The organism is Burkholderia sp. BCC0322 (genome assembly GCF_902833045.1).
Taxonomy (GTDB): Bacteria; Pseudomonadota; Gammaproteobacteria; order Burkholderiales; family Burkholderiaceae; genus Burkholderia.
This window is the reverse complement of the sequence record NZ_CADFDU010000011.1, coordinates 163,067-180,974: the sequence shown is the minus strand read 5'-3', so window position 1 is coordinate 180,974 and position 17,908 is coordinate 163,067. Positions and strand designations below refer to the sequence as shown.

General features: G+C 68.3%; 16 protein-coding genes. 5 read left to right on the top strand and 11 right to left on the bottom strand.

Features of this window, described 5'->3' with window-relative positions; genetic code table 11:
- Nucleotides 1-27 precede the first annotated feature (27 nt).
- The 4 genes from HWX39_RS26790 to HWX39_RS26775 all read left to right on the top strand — a co-directional run bounded on the left by HWX39_RS26790 (nt 28) and on the right by HWX39_RS26775 (nt 2,798).
- The gene (locus HWX39_RS26790; RefSeq protein WP_175970763.1) at nt 28-411 is read left to right on the top strand and encodes a hypothetical protein; all 384 of its coding nucleotides are present in this window, start codon (nt 28-30) and stop codon (nt 409-411) included.
- Nucleotides 408-812 (top strand): hypothetical protein, encoded by a 405-nt coding sequence (locus HWX39_RS26785; RefSeq protein ID WP_175970762.1) that lies wholly within the window; start codon nt 408-410, stop codon nt 810-812. Before HWX39_RS26790 ends, HWX39_RS26785 begins: the two co-directional genes overlap by 4 nt.
- Before the next feature lie 94 nt (nt 813-906).
- A complete protein-coding gene (locus tag HWX39_RS26780; protein ID WP_175951384.1) occupies nt 907-1,632 on the top strand; it encodes a copper homeostasis protein CutC in 726 nt (241 codons plus the stop codon).
- Between the two features lie 77 nt (nt 1,633-1,709).
- The gene (locus tag HWX39_RS26775) at nt 1,710-2,798 is read left to right on the top strand and encodes a suppressor of fused domain protein (RefSeq protein WP_175970761.1); all 1,089 of its coding nucleotides are present in this window, start codon (nt 1,710-1,712) and stop codon (nt 2,796-2,798) included.
- 100 nt (nt 2,799-2,898) lie between these two features.
- Here the strand turns inward: HWX39_RS26775 and bioB are convergent, their stop codons facing one another.
- The 9 genes from bioB to aceK form a co-directional block, all read right to left on the bottom strand.
- The gene (gene bioB / locus HWX39_RS26770; RefSeq protein ID WP_175970760.1) at nt 2,899-3,921 is read right to left on the bottom strand and encodes a biotin synthase BioB; all 1,023 of its coding nucleotides are present in this window, start codon (nt 3,919-3,921) and stop codon (nt 2,899-2,901) included.
- Between the two features lie 55 nt (nt 3,922-3,976).
- Nucleotides 3,977-4,696 carry a dethiobiotin synthase gene (bioD, locus tag HWX39_RS26765; RefSeq protein ID WP_175970759.1) on the bottom strand — a complete coding sequence of 240 codons (720 nt, stop codon included), beginning with the start codon at nt 4,694-4,696 and terminating at the stop codon, nt 3,977-3,979.
- Complete coding sequence (gene bioF, locus HWX39_RS26760) at nt 4,693-5,919, bottom strand: 8-amino-7-oxononanoate synthase (protein WP_175970758.1); 1,227 nt, start codon at nt 5,917-5,919, stop codon at nt 4,693-4,695. Before bioF ends, bioD begins: the two co-directional genes overlap by 4 nt.
- A complete protein-coding gene (gene bioA / locus HWX39_RS26755; protein ID WP_175970757.1) occupies nt 5,916-7,262 on the bottom strand; it encodes an adenosylmethionine--8-amino-7-oxononanoate transaminase in 1,347 nt (448 codons plus the stop codon). Before bioA ends, bioF begins: the two co-directional genes overlap by 4 nt.
- A 497-nt stretch (nt 7,263-7,759) precedes the next feature.
- Nucleotides 7,760-9,031, bottom strand: coding sequence for a CocE/NonD family hydrolase (locus HWX39_RS26750; protein WP_175970756.1), 1,272 nt, complete (start codon nt 9,029-9,031; stop codon nt 7,760-7,762).
- Between the two features lie 106 nt (nt 9,032-9,137).
- Nucleotides 9,138-9,575: a YchJ family protein gene (locus tag HWX39_RS26745; protein WP_175970755.1), complete on the bottom strand. Its 438-nt coding sequence runs from the start codon at nt 9,573-9,575 to the stop codon at nt 9,138-9,140.
- A gap of 37 nt (nt 9,576-9,612) precedes the next feature.
- Nucleotides 9,613-10,290, bottom strand: a complete 678-nt coding sequence (locus HWX39_RS26740) for an SDR family oxidoreductase (protein WP_175970754.1) — start codon at nt 10,288-10,290, stop codon at nt 9,613-9,615.
- Nucleotides 10,291-10,380: 90 nt separating this feature from the next.
- Entirely contained in the window at nt 10,381-11,148 is a 768-nt protein-coding gene (gene can / locus HWX39_RS26735) for a carbonate dehydratase (RefSeq protein ID WP_175970753.1), read from the bottom strand.
- Nucleotides 11,149-11,203: 55 nt separating this feature from the next.
- Nucleotides 11,204-13,021, bottom strand: coding sequence for a bifunctional isocitrate dehydrogenase kinase/phosphatase (gene aceK, locus HWX39_RS26730; RefSeq protein WP_175970752.1), 1,818 nt, complete (start codon nt 13,019-13,021; stop codon nt 11,204-11,206).
- A 304-nt stretch (nt 13,022-13,325) separates the two neighbouring features.
- On the opposite strand from aceK, the gene HWX39_RS26725 reads away from it, so the two are divergent.
- On the top strand, nt 13,326-14,405 hold the full coding sequence (locus HWX39_RS26725; protein WP_175970751.1) for an MBL fold metallo-hydrolase: 1,080 nt from the start codon (nt 13,326-13,328) through the stop codon (nt 14,403-14,405).
- Between the two features lie 16 nt (nt 14,406-14,421).
- On the opposite strand, the gene HWX39_RS26720 is transcribed toward HWX39_RS26725, so the two are convergent.
- The gene (locus HWX39_RS26720) at nt 14,422-16,056 is read right to left on the bottom strand and encodes an ABC-F family ATP-binding cassette domain-containing protein (protein ID WP_175970750.1); all 1,635 of its coding nucleotides are present in this window, start codon (nt 16,054-16,056) and stop codon (nt 14,422-14,424) included.
- Between the two features lie 199 nt (nt 16,057-16,255).
- Nucleotides 16,256-17,851, bottom strand: coding sequence for an ABC transporter substrate-binding protein (locus HWX39_RS26715; protein WP_175970749.1), 1,596 nt, complete (start codon nt 17,849-17,851; stop codon nt 16,256-16,258).
- Nucleotides 17,852-17,908: the final 57 nt, after the last annotated feature.

The following is a 17,908-nucleotide window of genomic DNA, read 5'->3' as shown; positions in this document are numbered from 1 at the left end:
ATGGCGGCGAATAACAAGGAAAACACAATGAAAAGACCGATTTCGCTGACCATTCTCGCGTGGATCATCATCGTGACCAACGCGATAACGTGCATCTATACGCCATTCACGATCGGCATGCCGACCACCCAGGCACTGCTGTCGCACTACGTGCTGCCCGTCTGGGCGACGCTCGGCATCAGCGTGATTCTCGAAGTCGCGAACGTCGTGGTCGGCATCGCGATCCTCAAGGGCCGCGAATGGTCGCGCAAGACCTACATCGCGATATCCGTGTTCAGCTTCGCGTTCTCGTTCGTCAACATGCCGGCGTCGATGTATGCGGTGCTGATTCCGGGCGTCCTGCTGTTCGCGCTGTTCGTCTACCTGATGTTCCGGCGCCCCGCGACCGCGTATTTCCAGGCGAACGCATGAGCTTCGCGCGCAATGCCATCGCAATCGCGCTGTTCACGCTCGCGGGCATGTGCGTGATCACCGCGCAGATGATGGCGTTCATGAAGCTCGGCCATACGGGGGCGATGTTCGTGTTCGTCACCGTGCTGTGCGTGTTGTCGGCCGTGCTCCTGGCCGTGGGTGCGTTCGCCGGCGCGTTCCGGCCACGCGCGCGCGGCGCGGGCATCGCGCTCCTCGTCGCGACCGCGACCACCGCGTTCGGGATGATCGGCTGGGCGACGATGCTGATGGCGCCGGGGATCGTCGACGTATTGCAGCAGCAAGGCGTGGACATCAACGTGCGGATGTTCCGGGTCGTGCCCGGCGCCGTGGTGACCGGCCTGTCCGCGCTTGTCGGCGTGTGGCTCGCGCGCCGCGACTGACGGTGCGACTGACGGCGCCGCGGCCGGCACGCTGGCGTCCATCACGCGGCTCGGCTAGGATGCGCGAATTGTCCTGACGATTCGCGGGCCGCCCATGAACCGAAACGCCGCCTCTTCCATTCTCCTCGAAGTGATCGCCACGACCGTCGGCGATGCCAAGGCCGCCGCCCGGGCGGGCGCCGACCGCCTCGAACTCGTGACCGCCATCACCGAAGGCGGGCTGACGCCGAGTGTCGGCCTGATCGAAGCCGTCGTGGCCGCCGTGCCGATTCCCGTCAACGTGATCGTGCGACCGCACAGCCGGTCGTTCGTGTACGACGCCGACGACTTGCGCGTGATCGAACGCGACGTGCGCGCAGCCGTCGCGGCCGGGGCGAACGGCGTCGTGTTCGGCGCGCTCGACGCGCGCGGCGACGTCGATCTCGACGCACTGGCCCGCATCGCGGCCGCGGCGGACGGCCGCGCGCTGACGTTCCACCGCGCATTCGACGTGTCGCGCGACCTCAACGCCGCATTCGACGCGCTGTTGCGCGTGCCGGCCGTCACATCGGTGCTGACGTCGGGCGGCCATCCGTCGGTGCTCGACGCGGCCGCGACGATCACGCGGCTCGTGCGGCAGGCGGCGGGCTCGACCTGCACGGTGCTGGCCGGCTCGGGGCTCACGATCGATGCGGTCGGCGATTTTGTCCGCGCCACGGGCGTGCGCGCGGTGCATTTCGGTTCGGGCGTGCGGCCGCGCGGCGAGGTGCTCGCGCCGGTCGATCAGCAACTCGTCGAGCGCGTGCGCGCGGCGATCGACGGCGCGGCGGCACACGTGTGACGCACACGGCAGCCTGCAGGCCGCCGCCGCACGCACCGACTCCACCCACCGGGACATCACCCGGGAGAGAGGGCTACATGACGGACGCAACGCACGATCCGCAGGACCGCGCAACCGATGACAGCGCGCCGGGCTGGGACGCGATCGACGGCGCGCTCGCGCGCGTCTATCCGGGGCAGGAGCCGAAGCACTACGCCACGCTGCTCAAGTGGCGGCTCGGCGGCCGCGATCCGCTCGACGGAATCAGCGTGTGGAAGCGCGCGGCTCCCGTGCCGCACTGGCATTTCGTCACGTACGGGCTCTCGGAGCTGTATGCGAAGGAATCGGATGATCCGGCCGTCAGCGGCTTCGGATTCGAGCTGACGATGCGCGTCGCCTGCGGCGACGCCGACGAAGCGCCGCCGAACTGGGTGTTCAGCTTCCTGCAGAACCTCGCGCGCTACGTATTCCAGAGCGGCAACGCGTTCGACGACGGCCACTGGATGACGGCCAACGGCCCGATTGCGCTCGATACCGGTACGCAGCTCTGCTCGATGGGTTTCGCGTTCGATCCGGAACTGCCGGCGATCGATACGCCGCACGGCAGCCTGGCGTTCCTGCAGATCGTCGGGCTGACGCTCGACGAGGAGCGCGCCGCGAAGCGCTGGCGCACGCGCGCGCTGCTCGACACACTGCTGCCGCATATGCCGCTATGGGTGACCGACCTCGGCCGCGCATCGCTGCTCGAGCGCGCGGACGTGCGCGCCGAGGTCGACGCCGGTACGCAGCGCGACGGCTCGTCGAGCGGCTACCTGTTCACCGACGTGCTCCGATGGGAAACGCGCAAGCGGCTGCTGCGTGCGCCCGTGATCGAGATTACCGTCGGCGCACGACAGGTCGACGAGCTCGTCACGCTGCTGCCGCTGCGGTTGCCGTTCGACCGGCCGTTCGGCCTGGTCGGTCATGACGGCGCGGTGCGGTTCGTGCACGGCGATGCCAATGGCGTGACCGACGAGGACGACACGCTGACGCTGCGGCTCACGGATGCGACGGTGCAGGCGCTGGCGCGCACACTGCAACCGCGCGCCGGCGAGTATGCGCTCGACGGTCTCGACGGCGTGCGCTGGCGCGTGGAGAAGACCGTGATCCGCGATGCACAGGGCAACGCGGTGCAGACGATCGGATGACGCGCGGGCGGCCCGTCACGTATTGCGTACGAACCAGGTAAAAAGCCGGGACCTATCCCGGCTTTTTCATGCGGCGGAACGAAGCCGCCGCGCGTTGCGCTTACGCGTTCGCCGACATCGCGTCTGCATCGCTCGAACGGATGCCGAGGCGCTCGAACAGCGCCCGGTCCTTCTGCGTCTGCGGATTGCTCGTCGTCAGCAGCTGGTCGCCATAGAACATCGAGTTCGCGCCGGCGAGGAAGCACAGCGCCTGCAGCCCGTCGTCGAGCTGCTCGCGGCCGGCCGACAGACGCACGACGGCCTTCGGCATCGTGATCCGCGCGACCGCGATCGTGCGCACGAATTCGAACGGGTCGAGCGGTGCGGTGCCTTCGAGCGGCGTGCCTTCGATCGCGACGAGATTGTTGATCGGCACCGAATCCGGATACGGGTTCAGGTTCGCGAGCTGCGAGATCAGGCCCGCGCGCTCGCGGCGCGATTCGCCCATCCCGATGATGCCGCCGCAGCATACGTTGATGCCCGCGTCGCGCACGCGATCGAGCGTGTCGAGGCGATCCTGGTAGGTGCGTGTCGAGATGACCTGGCCGTAGAACTCCGGCGACGTGTCGAGGTTGTGGTTGTAGTAGTCGAGGCCCGCGTTCGCGAGTTCCTGCGCCTGCTCGTCTTCCAGCATGCCGAGCGTCATGCAGGTCTCGAGGCCGAGTTCCTTCACGCCGCGCACCATCTCGGTCAGCGCCGGCATGTGGCGCTCCTTCGGGTTGCGCCACGCGGCGCCCATGCAGAAGCGGCTCGCGCCGTTCGCCTTCGCCGCGCGTGCGGCGTCGAGCACCGCGTCGACGTCCATCAGCTTCTCGGCCTTCAGGCCCGTGTCGTGGTGCGACGACTGCGAGCAGTAGCCGCAATCTTCCTCGCAGCCGCCCGTCTTGATCGACAGCAGCGTCGACAGCTGCACCGCGTTCGCGTCGAAGTGTTCGCGGTGCACCTGCTGCGCGCGGAAGATCAGGTCGTTGAACGGCAGCTCGAACAGCGCGACGACGTCGGCGACGCGCCAGCGCTGCGAGGCCGGAGCGGCCACGGGAATCGCGTCGGGTTGCACGGTGGCGGCAGTCTGGGCTTGGGTCATATCGTTTTCCTGTCCTGGTCGGGGATGAGGGATCGGGGATCTGTTTTCGATTGGGTCAAGGCTGCGCGGCGCGCAGCGTCTCGACGAGCGTGGCGATGTCGAGCATCGCCGCGGCGGATTCGGGGGCGGCCGGACGCATGTGCGGAATGCGGCCGAGCAGCGGCGCGCCGTGCTCGCGCGCGAGCCAGTCGCGCATCGTCGCGATGTTCTCGTCGGGGAACGACATGGCCGGGTCGACGTGGTTCGCGACCCAGCCGGCGAGCTTGAGGCCGCGCGCGGCAATCGCGTCGGCGGTCAATAGCGCGTGGTTGATGCAGCCGAGCCGCACGCCGACCACGAGCACGACCGGCACGCCGAGCGAGACCGCGAGATCGGCCATGTCCTGCGTGTCGTTCATCGGCACGCGAAAGCCGCCGGCGCCTTCGACGACGACGATATCCGCGCGCGTCAGCGCTTCGCGATGGCACGCGACGATCGTGTCGATGTCGAGCGTCACGCCTTCCTGCGCGGCGACGATATGCGGGGCGGCCGGTGCTTTCAGCAGGAACGGCGTGCGCAGCTCGGGCGGCAGCACGACGTTCGCGGCCGCGTCGAGCTGGTCGGCGTCCTCGTTGCGCCACACGCCGTCGCGCTCATACGCGCCGGCCGCGACGGGCTTCAGCGCGGCCGCGCGCAGGCCGTGCCGCGCGAAGCCGTGCAACATCGCGGCCGACACGAAGGTCTTGCCGATTTCGGTGTCGGTGCCGGTGACGAACAGCGAGAGCGGGGCGGTCATGCTGCGGCCTCCGGCAGGGCCACCTCAACGGAGGCGGCAGCCTCCTCGCCGGCTTCGATCAGCGCCGCTTCGAGCCGCGCGAGATCGTCGAACGAATGCGCGGCCGACAGTGATACGCGCAGCCGCGACGTGCCGACGGGCACCGTCGGCGGTCGGATCGCGGGCACCCACAGGCCGTGCGCGTCGAGCGCGCGCATTGCCGCGAGTGTCGCGTCGTTGCTGCCGATCACGAGCGGTTGCACGGCCGTGTGCGAATCGACCGGCAGCCAGCGCGTGTTGCGCAGCAGCGCGCGCGTGCGTTCGATCAACGCGGCGAGATGCGCGCGTCGCGCGTCGCCTTCGTCGCCCGCGATCACTTTCAGGCTGGCCGATACCGCGTGCGCGACGGCCGGCGGCGCGGCCGTCGTGAAGATGTAGCTGCGCGCGCGCTGGATCATCCATTCGATCACGGTCTCGTGCGCGATCACGAATGCGCCCGCGACGCCGGCGGCCTTGCCGAGCGTGCCGACGTACACGAGATGCGGGGAACGCAGCGCGGCGGCCGCGAGCGCGCCGCGGCCCTGCGGGCCGAGCACGCCGAAGCCGTGCGCATCGTCGACGACGAGCCATGCGCGATGGCGTTCGGCCAGCGCGACGAGTTCGGCGAGCGGCGCGAGATCGCCGTCCATGCTGAACACGGTGTCGCTGACGATCAGCTTCGTTTCGGCCTCCGATGCATCGAGCAACGCGGCGAGCGCAGCCGTGTCCGCATGCGGATAGACCTGGACGTTCGCGCGCGACAGCCGCATGCCGTCGATCAGCGACGCGTGATTCAGCGCGTCGGAAAAGATCGTCGCGCCCTTGCCGGCGAGCGCCGTCATCGCGGCAAGGTTCGCCATGTAGCCGGTGCTGAAGTACAGCGCGCGCGGCGCGTCGGAGAAGCCGCCCGAGAAGGCTGCGAGTTCTTCCTCGAGCGTCGCGTGCGCACGCGAATGGCCGCCGAGCAGGTGCGAGCCGCCGCTGCCGGCGCCGTAGCGCTGCGCGCCTTCGGCGAACGCGGCGACGAGTGCCGGGTGCGCGGCGAGGCCGAGATAGTCGTTGCTCGCGAAGCCGATGATCTTGCGACCGTCGACGGTCATGTGCGTATCGCACGCGGTGTCGGCGGTGCGGCGCACGCGGCGCAGCCCTTGCGCGTCGAGATCGGCGAGGCCGCGCTGCAGGTGATCGAGCAGAGGGTTCGTCATCCAATGATCTCCGCAAGCGTTGCATCGAGCGTGTCGCGCGTGCGTTGCGCGAGCCACGCAATGTCGTCGTCGCTCATCACGTACGGCGGCATCAGGTACACGGTCGTGCCGATCGGGCGCAGCAGCAGCTCGCGTTCCAGCGCGCGTTCGAAAAAGCGCCGCGAGAAGCCGCGCGCCGCGTCGCCGTCGAGCGCGACGTCGAATGCGAACAGCGTGCCGCGCTCGCGCAGGTGGCGCACCTGCGGGTGTGCATCGAGCGGCGCGAGCGCCGCGCGCATCGTGGCCGACTTGCGGGCGTTGGCCGCGAGCACGTCGTCGCGGGCGAACAGGTCGAGCGTCGCGACCGCCGCGCGGCACGCAAGCGGGTTGCCCGTGTACGAATGCGAGTGCAGGAAGCCGCGCGTCGTGTCGTCGTCGTAGAACGCGGCGAACACATCGTCGCGCGTGAGCACGAGCGACAGCGGCAGGTAGCCGCCGCTGATGCCTTTCGACAGGCACAGGAAATCGGGCCAGACACCGGCCTGCTCGCACGCGAAGAAGGTGCCGGTGCGGCCGCAGCCGACCGCGATCTCGTCGGCGATCAGGTGCACGCCGAATTCGTCGCACAGCGCGCGCAGCCCGCGTACATACGACGGATCGTGCATCGCCATGCCGGCCGCGCACTGCACGAGCGGCTCGACGATCAGTGCGGCGATCCGCTCGCCGCGCTCGACGAACAGTCGCCGCACGTCCGCAAGCGCGCGGCCCGCGACGTCGGCGGCCGTTTCGCCTGCCAGCGCGCCGCGTGCGTCGGGTGACGCGACGACATGCGCGTGGCGGATCAGCGGGTCGTACGCGTCCTTGAACAGCGCGACGTCGGTCACGCCGAGCGCGCCGATCGTCTCGCCGTGATAGCTGTTCGCGACGCAGACGAATTCCTGCTTGTTGGCGCGGCCGCGGTTGCGCCACGCGTGGAAGCTCATCTTCAGCGCGATCTCGACCGCCGACGCGCCGTCCGATGCGAAGAACGCATGGCCGAGCGTGCGCGCGGTGAGCGCGTGCAGCCGCTCCGCGAGCTCGATCGCGGGCTCGTGCGTGCAGCCGGCGAGCATCGCGTGCTCGAGCGTGTCGAGCTGGTCCTTCAGTGCCGCGTTGATGTCCGGGTTCGCATGACCGAACAGGTTGACCCACCACGAGCTGATCGCGTCGAAGTAGCGGCGGCCGTCACGGTCGTACAGCCACAGGCCCGCGCCACGCGCGACGGGGATGAGCGGCAGGCGCTCGTGATGCTTCATCTGGGTGCAGGGATGCCAGACCGCGCGCAGGCTGCGCGCGACCCAGTCGTCGGTGGCTGGCGTACTCAAGGCGGCTCCGGGGGATAAAACGGCCGCGCGGCATCGATGGGATGCCGCGCGGCGAGACACGAAACGCGCTGAGATTAGCGTGTTCCGCGACCCGTTGCACTACCGGTTACAAACGCCGCAAAGCCTTGCCGGGCGGGAGTTCGGCGCAGATCGGGGCGGCTCGTGACGGTACGGTTCAGATGTCCCGAAATGACCGCAGATGACGACGTTCGAGTGAGCCCCCCCCCAACCGAAAAAAATCGTGGGCCGGGCGGGGCGGCGAGGTGAAAAATCGGAGCGCGAAGGCGGGTGGCGAGGGGGGATGTGGCCCCACATGACGGGAACGCGTTTGACGGCAAGCGGTGACGGGGAGAACGCGAGCGTGGGGTTGCGACACGGTGCATTCATGCCGGCATGCGTGCCGTGCCGCCTGTGCGACATCCGCCGCGAACGCTGCGCGCAGCGACGAAAGGGAGGCGGGGAGGAAAACGAAAAACGGCGGCGAAGGCCGCCGCTCGTCAACGCGAAGCCAGCGCCGGCGTACCGGTGTCGCGTGCGTTGCTGTCGTCGTTGTCGGCCGTCTGCGTCGTGTTCCACACGACGCGGTCGTTGACCGCGTACAGCCGGCACGAACCGGCGCCCTGCTTCGCGCAGTTGTCGAGCGCGAGCGCCATCGGGTCGTCGCCGCCTTCGGCCCACGACCACGCGCCTTCCGACGACACCGCGAACGCACGGCTCGGATGCTGGCTCAGGAAGCGACGATAGCCTTCGCGGCCGGCTTCGTCGACATACGGCACGGCGTCGACCGAGTCGATCGACGCATAGCCGCTCGCCTTCGGCTCGTGCGGGTTCGCGACCGCGTAGCGCACGGAGGTCGGCAGGTTCAGCTGCGCGAGGAACGCGTTGACGGCCGGCCACCACACGGGCACGCCGTCGCGGTCGACGATCAGCCGGTGCGCGTCGTCCTTGTAGCGGCCGAAATCGATGAACTGGGCCTGCGTGCCGTGCGAAACGTACGCGTCGTGCATTTGCGCGACGAGCCCGGGCGTCCACACCGAGTCGTTGTCGCCATACAGCCACAGCGACCGCACGGCCGTATGCGCGCCGTACTGGTCGAACGCGTCGACGAGGTTTTTCTGCCAGCCGTCGCAGAGATCCTGGCGCAGCCCGCCGGAGAAGTTGATGATGCCGCGCACGCCCGGTGCGGCTTCGGTGCCGTACGCGACCGATACGAGGCCGCCGTGCGACGTGCCGGCAACGACGATGCGCGACGCATCGACATACGACTGGCGCGACATGTAGCGCACCGTCGCGTCGACGTCGGCCGCCTGCGCGAGGCCGTTCTTGCCGACGTTGCAGCCTTCCTGCTGGTACGTGCCGTCCGAGCCCGCGAAGCCCTGGCGGTTCGGTGCGATCACCGCATAGCCGCGGCGCACGAATTCGCGCGCGAACGCGAGCGGCCGGCTGCGCGGCTGCAGATGGAGATCGCCGGTGTTCTTGCCGTGGTTGAAGACGACGAGCGGGAACGGGCCGGGGCCGTTCGGCTTGAAGAGCGTTGCCTCGAGCGTGACGGAGCCCGATGCGTCGGCCGGAATGCGGAGGATCTGTTCGTTCAGGTCGGCGGCGACCTGCGGCAGGTTCGAATCGCCGTAGTCGAAGCGTTCGGCGTGAGCGAGCGACCCGCTGGCGCCGGTGCCCGTCCCCGTATTGGCGTTCTGCAGCGTACCGGCCTGAGCGGCCGACAGCGCGCAGGCCGCCATCCATCCCACCAATACCTTGCTGAACGCCATTCGTAAGCCCTGCCATGCAACATGACCAATTCGAGGTCATCGTAGCCGGACAAAATGAGGTTGTGCAATGCGGGAATTACCCGGCGTCTGACACAGCAACTATTTGTCAGCGCTCACTTACTTCGCCGTCGACGTAGCGCCAGAAACCGTGCTCGTCGCGCTCGAAACGGCTCGTCTCGTGGAGCCGGTAAGCGCGTCCGCCGACCTTGTAGCGGGCCACGAATTCGACCTCCGCGTGCCGTTCGTCGAGCGGCGCGTGGCGTTTGACCGCGAGCCCGAGCCAGCGCGGCGCGTCGGGCGCTTCGGGGTCGGTGTCGAGATCCGGCGGGCAGGTGCGCGCGGCCCAGGTCGCGCGCAGGTAGTCGGTCGCGCCGAGCACGTAGGCGCTGTACCGCGAGCGCATCAACTCGAGCGCGGACGGCGCGGCTTCGCCGCCGTCGATGAAGCGGCCGCAGCAGGCCGCATAGCGGGGCGCCGGCGCTTTGGCGGCGGGAGCGGGGGACGCGCCGCCGCACGGGCACGCGTCAGGTCGGTTCAGAATCATGTGAAACGGGAATTAACGACGCAAGGTTGTCGGCTGCCTACCAGCTCAGCTCGATACCGTCGTACTGGAAGAAACGGCCGTTTGCCTGCGACACGTCCGCGCCGGATTCGGCGATCACGCGGCGCATGCCGGTCACGCTGGTTTCCGGATCGATCGCGGCCTGCGCGCCGCCCATGTCGGTGCGCACCCAGCCGGGGTGCAGCGAGATGCACGCGGCGTGGCGCGTCTGCAGCGAAGCGATGCGCAGCGCGTCGTTCAGTGCGGCCTTGCTCGCACGGTACAGCCAGCCGGTCGTGCCGGTGGCCTCGGCGATGCTGCCCATCCGGCTCGACACGACGGCCAGTACGCCGCGCGCGTCCTCGACGAGCGGCAGCACGATCGGCAGCAACTGCATCGGCCCGCGCACGTTCGTGTGCATCACCGCGTCGAAATCCTCGGCGGTGACCGTCTCGACACCCTCGGTGCGCGGCCCGTACACACCCGACACCAGCACCGCCGCATCGAGCCGCTCGCCGTCGAGCTTCCAGCCGAGCGCCGCGATCTGTTCGGGCTGCGTGATGTCGAGCGCATGCGCGTGCGCGCCGAGCGCGCGCAGCGCGTCGAGCGAGGCATCGTCGCGCGCGGTGGCGATCACGTTCCAGCCGTCGCGCCGGTATTGGCGGACGAATTCGCGGCCGAGGCCGCGCGATGCACCGACGATCAATACGGTTTTCATGTTCGCCGCTCCTTTGCAGTGCCGTGGTGACGGCGTCAGGTCAGTTCGATGCGGGTTGCCGCCGTTGCGCCGCCGACGCGGCTCGCGTGCTTACTCGGCGTCCGGGCAGGGCTTCAGGGTATCGACCACCGCCTGCGCGACTTCGTTCATTTGCGCGGCATCGGCGGCGACCATGTCGTTGTCCGGCGCATGCTGGCCGCCGGCGGTGAGCGCGGCCACGCAACGTTTGTAGGTCTCGTCGAGCGCATCGAAGTTCGACACGGCCATCCCGAGGTTGCGCATCCGGCCGTCGTGCACGCCGTACACGAGCGCGTGCACGGTGAGCGACTGGCCGCGCGCCCACGCGTCGTTGACGATCGTCGTGCGGCAGACGTTGACGACCTGCTCGATCGCGTTCAGCTCGATCAGGCGGCGATAGCGCGCTTCGCCCACCGGCCATCCGTCGAGCAGCGCCGCGTGGCGTTCGCGCACGTCCTGCACGTGATGCAGCCAGTTGTCGGCGAGGCCGACGCGGCGGTTGAGCAGCGCGGCGTTCACGCCCGAGCAGCCGTAGTGGCCGACGACCATGATGTGCTTCACGCGCAGGATGTCGACCGCGAACTGGATCACCGACAGGCAGTTCAGGTCGCTGTGCACGACCACGTTCGCGATATTGCGGTGGACGAACACTTCGCCCGGCGGCAGGCCGATGATCTGGTTCGCGGGCACGCGCGAATCCGAGCAGCCGATCCACAGATATTCCGGCGCCTGCTGGTCGGCGAGACGCGTGAAGAACTCGGGATCGTCGGCGAGCTGGCGTTTGACCCAGGCGTCGTTGTTGTCGAAGAGGTGCGAGAGTGGGGTGACTGGGGTGTTCATCGGTGTGGATTCCGTTGACGGAAATCGGGTCGCGATCGGTGCGGTGTCGCGGGTGTCAGGCGGCGCGCTGCGCGTCGCCTGCGCCTTCGTTCTGGTCCGTCGCGCCGAAGCGCGCCGGGTAGCGCATGCAAAAGCGCAGCGCGGTGTCGTACGGATAAAAATCGGGCAATTCGCCCTGCATCAGCTTGTCCTTGCTGGCCTGCCACAGCGCGGGATCGAAAAAGTCCGCGTGATGCTTCATGAAGACGTCGCGCACGCGCGGGTCGCCGAGCAGGAACGGCCCGTAGGTCTCCGGAAAGATGTCGTGCGGGCCGACGGTATACCACGGTTCGCCGGACAGCTCGTCTTCCTCGTTGCGCGGCGGCGGCACGCGGCGCACGTTGCAGTCGGTCAGGTACTCGATCTCGTCGTAGTCGTAGAACACGACGCGGCCGTGGCGCGTGACGCCGAAGTTCTTGTACAGCATGTCGCCGGGGAAGATGTTCGCCTTCATCAGCTCCTTCACCGCGTTGCCGTACTCCTTCACGCCGTGCTCGATGTCGGCGTCGGTGCCGTTCTGCAGATACAGGTTCAGCGGCGTCATCCGGCGCTCGATGTACAGGTGCTTGATCACGAGATTGTCGTCCTCGTACTCGAGCAGCGACGGTACTTCCTTCTCGAGCTCGCGCACGAGCGCATGGTCGAGCCGCGCGAGCGGCAGCGCGACGCTCGAATACTCGAGCGTGTCGGCCATCCGCCCGAGGCGGTCGTGGCGCTTCACGAGCTGGTACTTCTCCATGATCTGCGCGCGCGTCGTTTCCTTCGGCGGCGGGAACTGATCCTTGATGATCTTGAACACGTACGGGAACGACGGCAGCGTGAACACGAGCATCACGAGGCCCTTGATCCCGGGCGCGATGATGAAGCGGTCGCTCGAATGCGACAGGTGGTGCAGCAGGTCGCGATAGAACAGGTTCTTGCCCTGCTTCTGCAGGCCGACCGACGTGTAGATCTCCGCCTTCGGCTTGCCGGGCATGATCGTGCACAGGAAGTCGACGTACGCGGAAGGCACGCCCATGTCGACGAGGAAATACGAGTGCGAGAAGCCGAAGATGATCATCAGCTGGTCGCGGCGCAGCAGCACGGTGTCGAGCGAGAGCACGCCCGGGCGCACGTGGCGGATCGGCACCGCGAACGGCAGCACGCGGTCGGCGTTGATGATGCGGCCGACGATGTACGCGCTCTTGTTGCGGAAGAACAGCGACGACAGCACGTGGATCTGGAAATTCGGCGCTTCGTCGAAGTGGCCGAACTCGTCGTGGATCGCCTGCATCACGCATGCGATGTCGCGCGGAAGATCGTCGAACGCCGGCTCGAGCTGGAAGTTCGTGACGATCCGCTCGAGCGTGGTCGCGAGCCCGTCGGTGCCCGGATAGTACGCGCGGTAGGTCGGCTTCGCGGCCGGCTCGTCGTTCTCGAGATACTCGGTCGAGATCGCCGGGCGCACGAAGATGAAATCGTTGCTGAAGTACGAGCGGTGCAGGATCTTGCAGCACACCGAATTGAAGAAGGTCTCCGCGCACTCGGGCTGGCGGTGCGACGTGAGCAGGCCGATGTAGTGCAGCTTGATCTGCTGCCACACTTCGTCGTCGATGTTCTCCGCGTCGTATTCGTCTTCCAGCACCTCGACGCATTCCTTCACGCGATCGTCGTACGACGTGATCCGCTCGCGCGCGAGCCGCTGCAGCCCGTGCCAGTCGCCTTGCTCGTACAGCGTCTTCGCTGCGACGGCCGCTTCGCGGAAGATCCGGTAGTGGCGGTCGAAGTTTTCGAGCATCGTTTGCGCGACGTCGAAACCGATCTGCGAAGACAGCAGTTTGGGGAAGTGATTCATCGCGTGCAGGCTCGTTCGGAAGGGGCTGAAAGCACTCGCCATTTTAGCGCCCAAGCGGGCGGTTCAAGGGCTTTGCGGCGATGCGCGGCCGGCCGGCAGGCGGCGGGTTGTCCGCCGTTGGATGCCGTTCGGTGCATCTTCGCGTAAAGATACGGGTACGGAACCGATTCTGGCACGAACTTTTTTTGACGGGCGGCAAGCCGCCGGGCACGTGTTCCGCGCGACGGCGATAGAATCGACGCACCGCCCGCCGCGGCCTGCCGCCGGCGCGCATTCGCACCGATAACGACGAGACGCCCCACCGATGAACGCACTGGAACACCAACTCGACTATCCCTTCGCCGACACGCTGCCCGCCGCGGGCGACACGTTCGAGGTCGCGCCCGGCGTGCGCTGGCTGCGCATGCCGCTGCCGTTCTCGCTCGATCACATCAACCTCTGGCTGCTGCGTGACGAGATCGACGGGCAGGCCGGCTGGACGATCGTCGATTGCGGGATCTCGTCGGACGCGATCCGCACGCACTGGGAGCAGATCTTCGACACGCATCTCGACGGCCTGCCGGTGCTGCGCGTGCTCGTCACGCATTGCCACCCCGATCACTTCGGTCTCGCGAACTGGCTGTGCGAAGGCGGCGACAAGGGCCGCTGGAACGTGCGGCTGTGGATGACGCTCGGCGAGTACATGTTCGGCTGCCTGATGGCGGCCGGCAACGGCTCGAACGCGGGCGGCGCGGCCGCCGCCGATCACTTCGCGCGCCACGGGCTGACCGATCCGGCCGCGCTCGACAAGCTGCGCAACCGCCGCCACTACTACTCGGATCTCGTGCCGGCCGTGCCGCCGCGCTACCGGCGCCTGCGCGAAGGCGACGCGGTGACGATCGGCGCGCGCACCTGGCGCGTCGTGACCGGCTTCGGCCATTCGCCTGAACATTGCGCGCTGCACAGCGAAGCGGACGGCGTGCTGATCTCCGGCGACATGGTGCTGCCGCGCATCTCGACGAACGTGTCCGTGTTCGACCTCGAACCGGAAGCGAACCCGCTCGCGCTGTACCTGCAGTCGCTCGGCCGCTACGAGACGATGGCGCCCGATACGCTGGTGCTGCCGTCGCACGGCAAGCCGTTCCGCGGCGTGCGCACGCGCATCACGCAGCTGCGCGAACACCACGACGCGCGCCTGGCCGAAGTGCGCGTCGCATGCGCGGAGAAGCCGATGAGCGCGGCCGACATCGTGCCGATCATGTTCCGCCGCCGCGAGCTCGACATCCACCAGATGACGTTCGCGCTGGGCGAGGCGCTCGCGCACCTGAACCTGCTGTGGCTCGCGGGGGAACTCGTGCGCGAGCAGGGCGACGACGGCGTGCTGCGGTTCCGTACCGCCGGCTGACACCGCTGCGGTTTCCTCACGCGACGGGTTCGTAGCGCCACCCGTCGCGATGCCATTGCATCGTGTGCGTCGGGTCGAGCGCCGCGAGAAATGCGGTGTCGTGCGACGCGACCACGATCGCGCCGGGGAAGTCGGCCAGTGCGGCTTCGATCGCACGCACCGATTCGAGATCGAGGTGGTTGGTCGGCTCGTCGAGCAGCAGCAGTTGCGCGGGCGTGCCGCGCCACAACGCGCACGCGAGTGCGGCCTTCAGCCGTTCGCCGCCGCTCAGCTGCCGTGCCGGCTGCGTCGCGCGCACCGCGTCGAGCTGCAACAGCGCGAGACGGCTGCGCAGGTCGCCTTCGGCGAGCGGCGTATCGAGCAGCCCCAGTTGCTCGACGATCGAACGATCGGGGTCGAGCAGCGCGAGCCGCTGGTCGAGATACGCGGCGCCCACGTGCGTCGTGCAGGCGCCTGAACGCGGCGAAAGCTCGCCCGCGAGCATGCGCAGCAACGTCGATTTGCCGCAGCCGTTCGGGCCGGTCAGCGCGATGCGCACCGGGCCGCTTGCCGACCATGTGAGCGCGTCGGCATCGCTGGCGATGCGCCACGGCGGTTGCGCGCGGTCGAGCGTGAACAGCTGGCGGCGCGCGCTGACCTCGGTGCCCGGCAGCGACACGAGCACGGACGCATCGGCGTCGACGCGCGCGGCCGTCTCCTGCACGCGGTCGTCGAGTGTCGTCTTGAATTCATTCTGGTGGCGCCGGACCTGCCCCATGATGTTGCGCGCCGCGCCCTTGCGGCTCTGGCGGGCCCCCGACGACAGGTTGGCCGTCTTCGCCTCGCGCAGCGACGCGGCCGCGTGACGCTGGATCGTGTCGTGCTCCTGTTGGAGCCTGCGCCTGACGCGTCCGCGCTCGGCACGCGCGTTCTCGAGTGCAGACTGCGCGGCATCCTGTTCGGCGTCGCGCTGCGCACGGTAGAGCGCGTAGTTGCCACCATACGAGCGCACGCCTTGCGGCGTCAGCTCGACGATGCGCTGCACGTCGGCGAGCAGCGCACGGTCGTGGCTCACGATGACGAGGCCGCCGCGCCAGCCGTCGAGCGCCGCCCGCAGCCATGCGCGGCCCTGCGCGTCGAGATGGTTGGTCGGTTCGTCGAGCACCAGAAGGCCGGCGCCGGACAGCAGGGCGCCGATCAGTGCGACGCGCGCGAGTTGCCCGCCGCTCAGCGCTTGCGCCGGCGTGTCGGCGCGCACGTCATGCAGGCCGACCGCGTCGAGCGCGGTGCGCAATCGCTCCGCGAGATCCCAGCGATCGCCGATCAGGTCGAAGTCGTGCGGTTCCGCGCGGCCGTCGGCGAGACGCGCGAGCGCGTCGAGCGGTGCATCGAGCGCGGCAACCTGCGCGACGGTTCGCGGGCCGGCGGCGGCGTGCTGCTGCGCGACGTAGACGACTCGCGTGCGCCGGTCGATCGTCCCCGCACTCGGCGCGCAGCGGCCCGCGATCAGTTGCGCGAGCTGGCTCTTGCCGACGCCGTTGCGGCCGACGATGCCGGTCGGCGTGCGGTCGATCGAAAGGTCGAGCGAATCGAACAGCGTGACGCCGTCGTCGAAGCGGAAGGAAACGTGATGAAGCGCGACGAGCGCGCCGGTGGGCGTGGCGGCAGCCATAAGCACCTCCGAAAATGCGTGAAGACCTTCGCGCGCGGCGTGCGTGGCACGGCGGCGAAAACATTTTGGGAAGGCTTAGTTGTTCACTTGGGCTGGCATCCGGTATGAGGAATGAGCGCGCAGTGTAGCAAGCGCGGCGCGCGGGCCGCAAGCGACGGCCCGGCGCACCGTCGCTTGCGCGCTACGCGCGAGGGGCGCGTTACTGCACGGCGACGGTCGTGAAGTTCTGCCGTCCGAACGGACTCACGCGATAGCCGCTCACGTTCGTGCGCGTCAGCGCGGCCGCGGTGGGGTAGCCGAGCGGAATCCACAGCGCCTGGTCGTGGATGATCTTCTGCGCGGCTTCGTACAGCTTCGCGCGCTTGGCCTGGTCGGCGGTCGACTTGCCGTCGGCGATCAGCTTGTCGAGCTGTGCGTCGCAGAAGCGCGCGAAGTTGATGCCCGATTTCACCGCATTGCAGCTGAACAGCGGCGTCAGGTAGTTGTCCGGATCGCCGTTGTCGCCGGCCCAGCCCATGAACAGCATGTCATGCTGGCCGAGCTTCGCCTGCTTGATCAGCTCGCCCCATTCGATCACCTTGACCTCGGCCTTCACGCCGATCTTCGCGAGGTCGGCCTGCAGCAGCTCCGCGCCGACCTTCGGGTTCGGGTTCAGCACGCTGCCGGTCGGGCGCGTCCAGATCGTCGTCGAGAAGCCGTTCGGGAAGCCGGCCTGCGCGAGCAGCTGCTTTGCCTTGGCGGGATCGTACGCGTACGGCGCGACGTCCTTCGCGTAGCTCCACGTGTTCGGCGGATACGGGTTGTTCGCGGCCGTCGCGGTGTTGTCGAACACGACCTTCAGGTAGGTCGCGCGGTCGAACGCGAGGTTCAGCGCTTCGCGCACCTTGTCGTTGTCGAGCGGTTTCTTCTGCGTGTTCAGCGCGACGAACGCGGTCATGAACGCGGGCGTCTGCACGACCTTCAGCGCGCTTTCGCCCTTCGCGGCGAGCACGTCCTGCGGCTTCGGCGACAGCGCGATCTGGCATTCGCCGGCCTTCACCTTCTGCAGGCGCACCGACGGGTCGGGCGTGATCGCATAGATCAGCCGGTCGACCTTCGGCTTCGTGCCCCAGTAGGTCGGGTTCACGTCGTAGCGGATCAGTGCGTCCTTCGTGTAGCTCTTCAGCACGAACGGCCCGGTGCCGACCGGTTTCGCGTTCAGGTCGGCCTGCTTGCCGGCCTTCAGCAACTGGTCCGCGTATTCGGCCGAGTAGATCGACGCGAAGCCCATCGTCAGGATCGGCACGAACGTCGCGTTCGGTTCGTTCAGCACGAACTTCACGGTGCTGTCGTCGACCTTCGTGACCGACTTCACGAGCTTCACGAGGCCCATCGACTGCGCGTGCGGAAAGCCGCTCGCGCCGGCCACCTTGTGCCACGGGTTCGAGTCGTCGAGCATCCGCGAGAACGTGAACACGACGTCGTCCGCGTCGAGCGCGCGGCTCGGCTTGAAGTAGTCGGTGGTCTGGAACGCGACGTTCGGGCGCAGGTGGAACGTGTACGTGAGGCCGTCGGCGCTCGCCTCCCATTTGTCGGCGAGCGCGGGCACGACCTTCTTCGCGGCTTCGTCGTACGACACGAGCGTGTTGAAGATCACGTCGGCCGACGCGTTGGTCGTGACGAGCGAGTTGTACTGCACGACGTCGAAGCCGTCCGGGCTCGATTCCGTGCACACGGTGAGCGGCTTGGCGGCGGCGAGGCCGGGGGCGGCGAGGGCGGCGGCGAGCGTGGCCGCGGCGAACAGCTTGACCTGCATAGGATCTCCCACGTGGCTTGTGTTTTTTGCTGGGTGACGGGATGCGGGCGCGGCCCG

Coding starts and splice junctions, on each gene's coding strand:
- HWX39_RS26725 (WP_175970751.1), top strand. CDS start 13,326: ATGAACGCACTGGAACACCAACTCGACTATCCCTTCGCCGACACGCTG.
- HWX39_RS26745 (WP_175970755.1), bottom strand. CDS start 9,575: ATGATTCTGAACCGACCTGACGCGTGCCCGTGCGGCGGCGCGTCCCCC.
- HWX39_RS26775 (WP_175970761.1), top strand. CDS start 1,710: ATGACGGACGCAACGCACGATCCGCAGGACCGCGCAACCGATGACAGC.
- HWX39_RS26715 (WP_175970749.1), bottom strand. CDS start 17,851: ATGCAGGTCAAGCTGTTCGCCGCGGCCACGCTCGCCGCCGCCCTCGCC.
- HWX39_RS26720 (WP_175970750.1), bottom strand. CDS start 16,056: ATGGCTGCCGCCACGCCCACCGGCGCGCTCGTCGCGCTTCATCACGTT.
- HWX39_RS26740 (WP_175970754.1), bottom strand. CDS start 10,290: ATGAAAACCGTATTGATCGTCGGTGCATCGCGCGGCCTCGGCCGCGAA.
- can (WP_175970753.1), bottom strand. CDS start 11,148: ATGAACACCCCAGTCACCCCACTCTCGCACCTCTTCGACAACAACGAC.
- bioD (WP_175970759.1), bottom strand. CDS start 4,696: ATGACCGCCCCGCTCTCGCTGTTCGTCACCGGCACCGACACCGAAATC.
- HWX39_RS26790 (WP_175970763.1), top strand. CDS start 28: ATGAAAAGACCGATTTCGCTGACCATTCTCGCGTGGATCATCATCGTG.
- bioF (WP_175970758.1), bottom strand. CDS start 5,919: ATGACGAACCCTCTGCTCGATCACCTGCAGCGCGGCCTCGCCGATCTC.
- HWX39_RS26785 (WP_175970762.1), top strand. CDS start 408: ATGAGCTTCGCGCGCAATGCCATCGCAATCGCGCTGTTCACGCTCGCG.
- HWX39_RS26750 (WP_175970756.1), bottom strand. CDS start 9,031: ATGGCGTTCAGCAAGGTATTGGTGGGATGGATGGCGGCCTGCGCGCTG.
- HWX39_RS26780 (WP_175951384.1), top strand. CDS start 907: ATGAACCGAAACGCCGCCTCTTCCATTCTCCTCGAAGTGATCGCCACG.
- aceK (WP_175970752.1), bottom strand. CDS start 13,021: ATGAATCACTTCCCCAAACTGCTGTCTTCGCAGATCGGTTTCGACGTC.
- bioB (WP_175970760.1), bottom strand. CDS start 3,921: ATGACCCAAGCCCAGACTGCCGCCACCGTGCAACCCGACGCGATTCCC.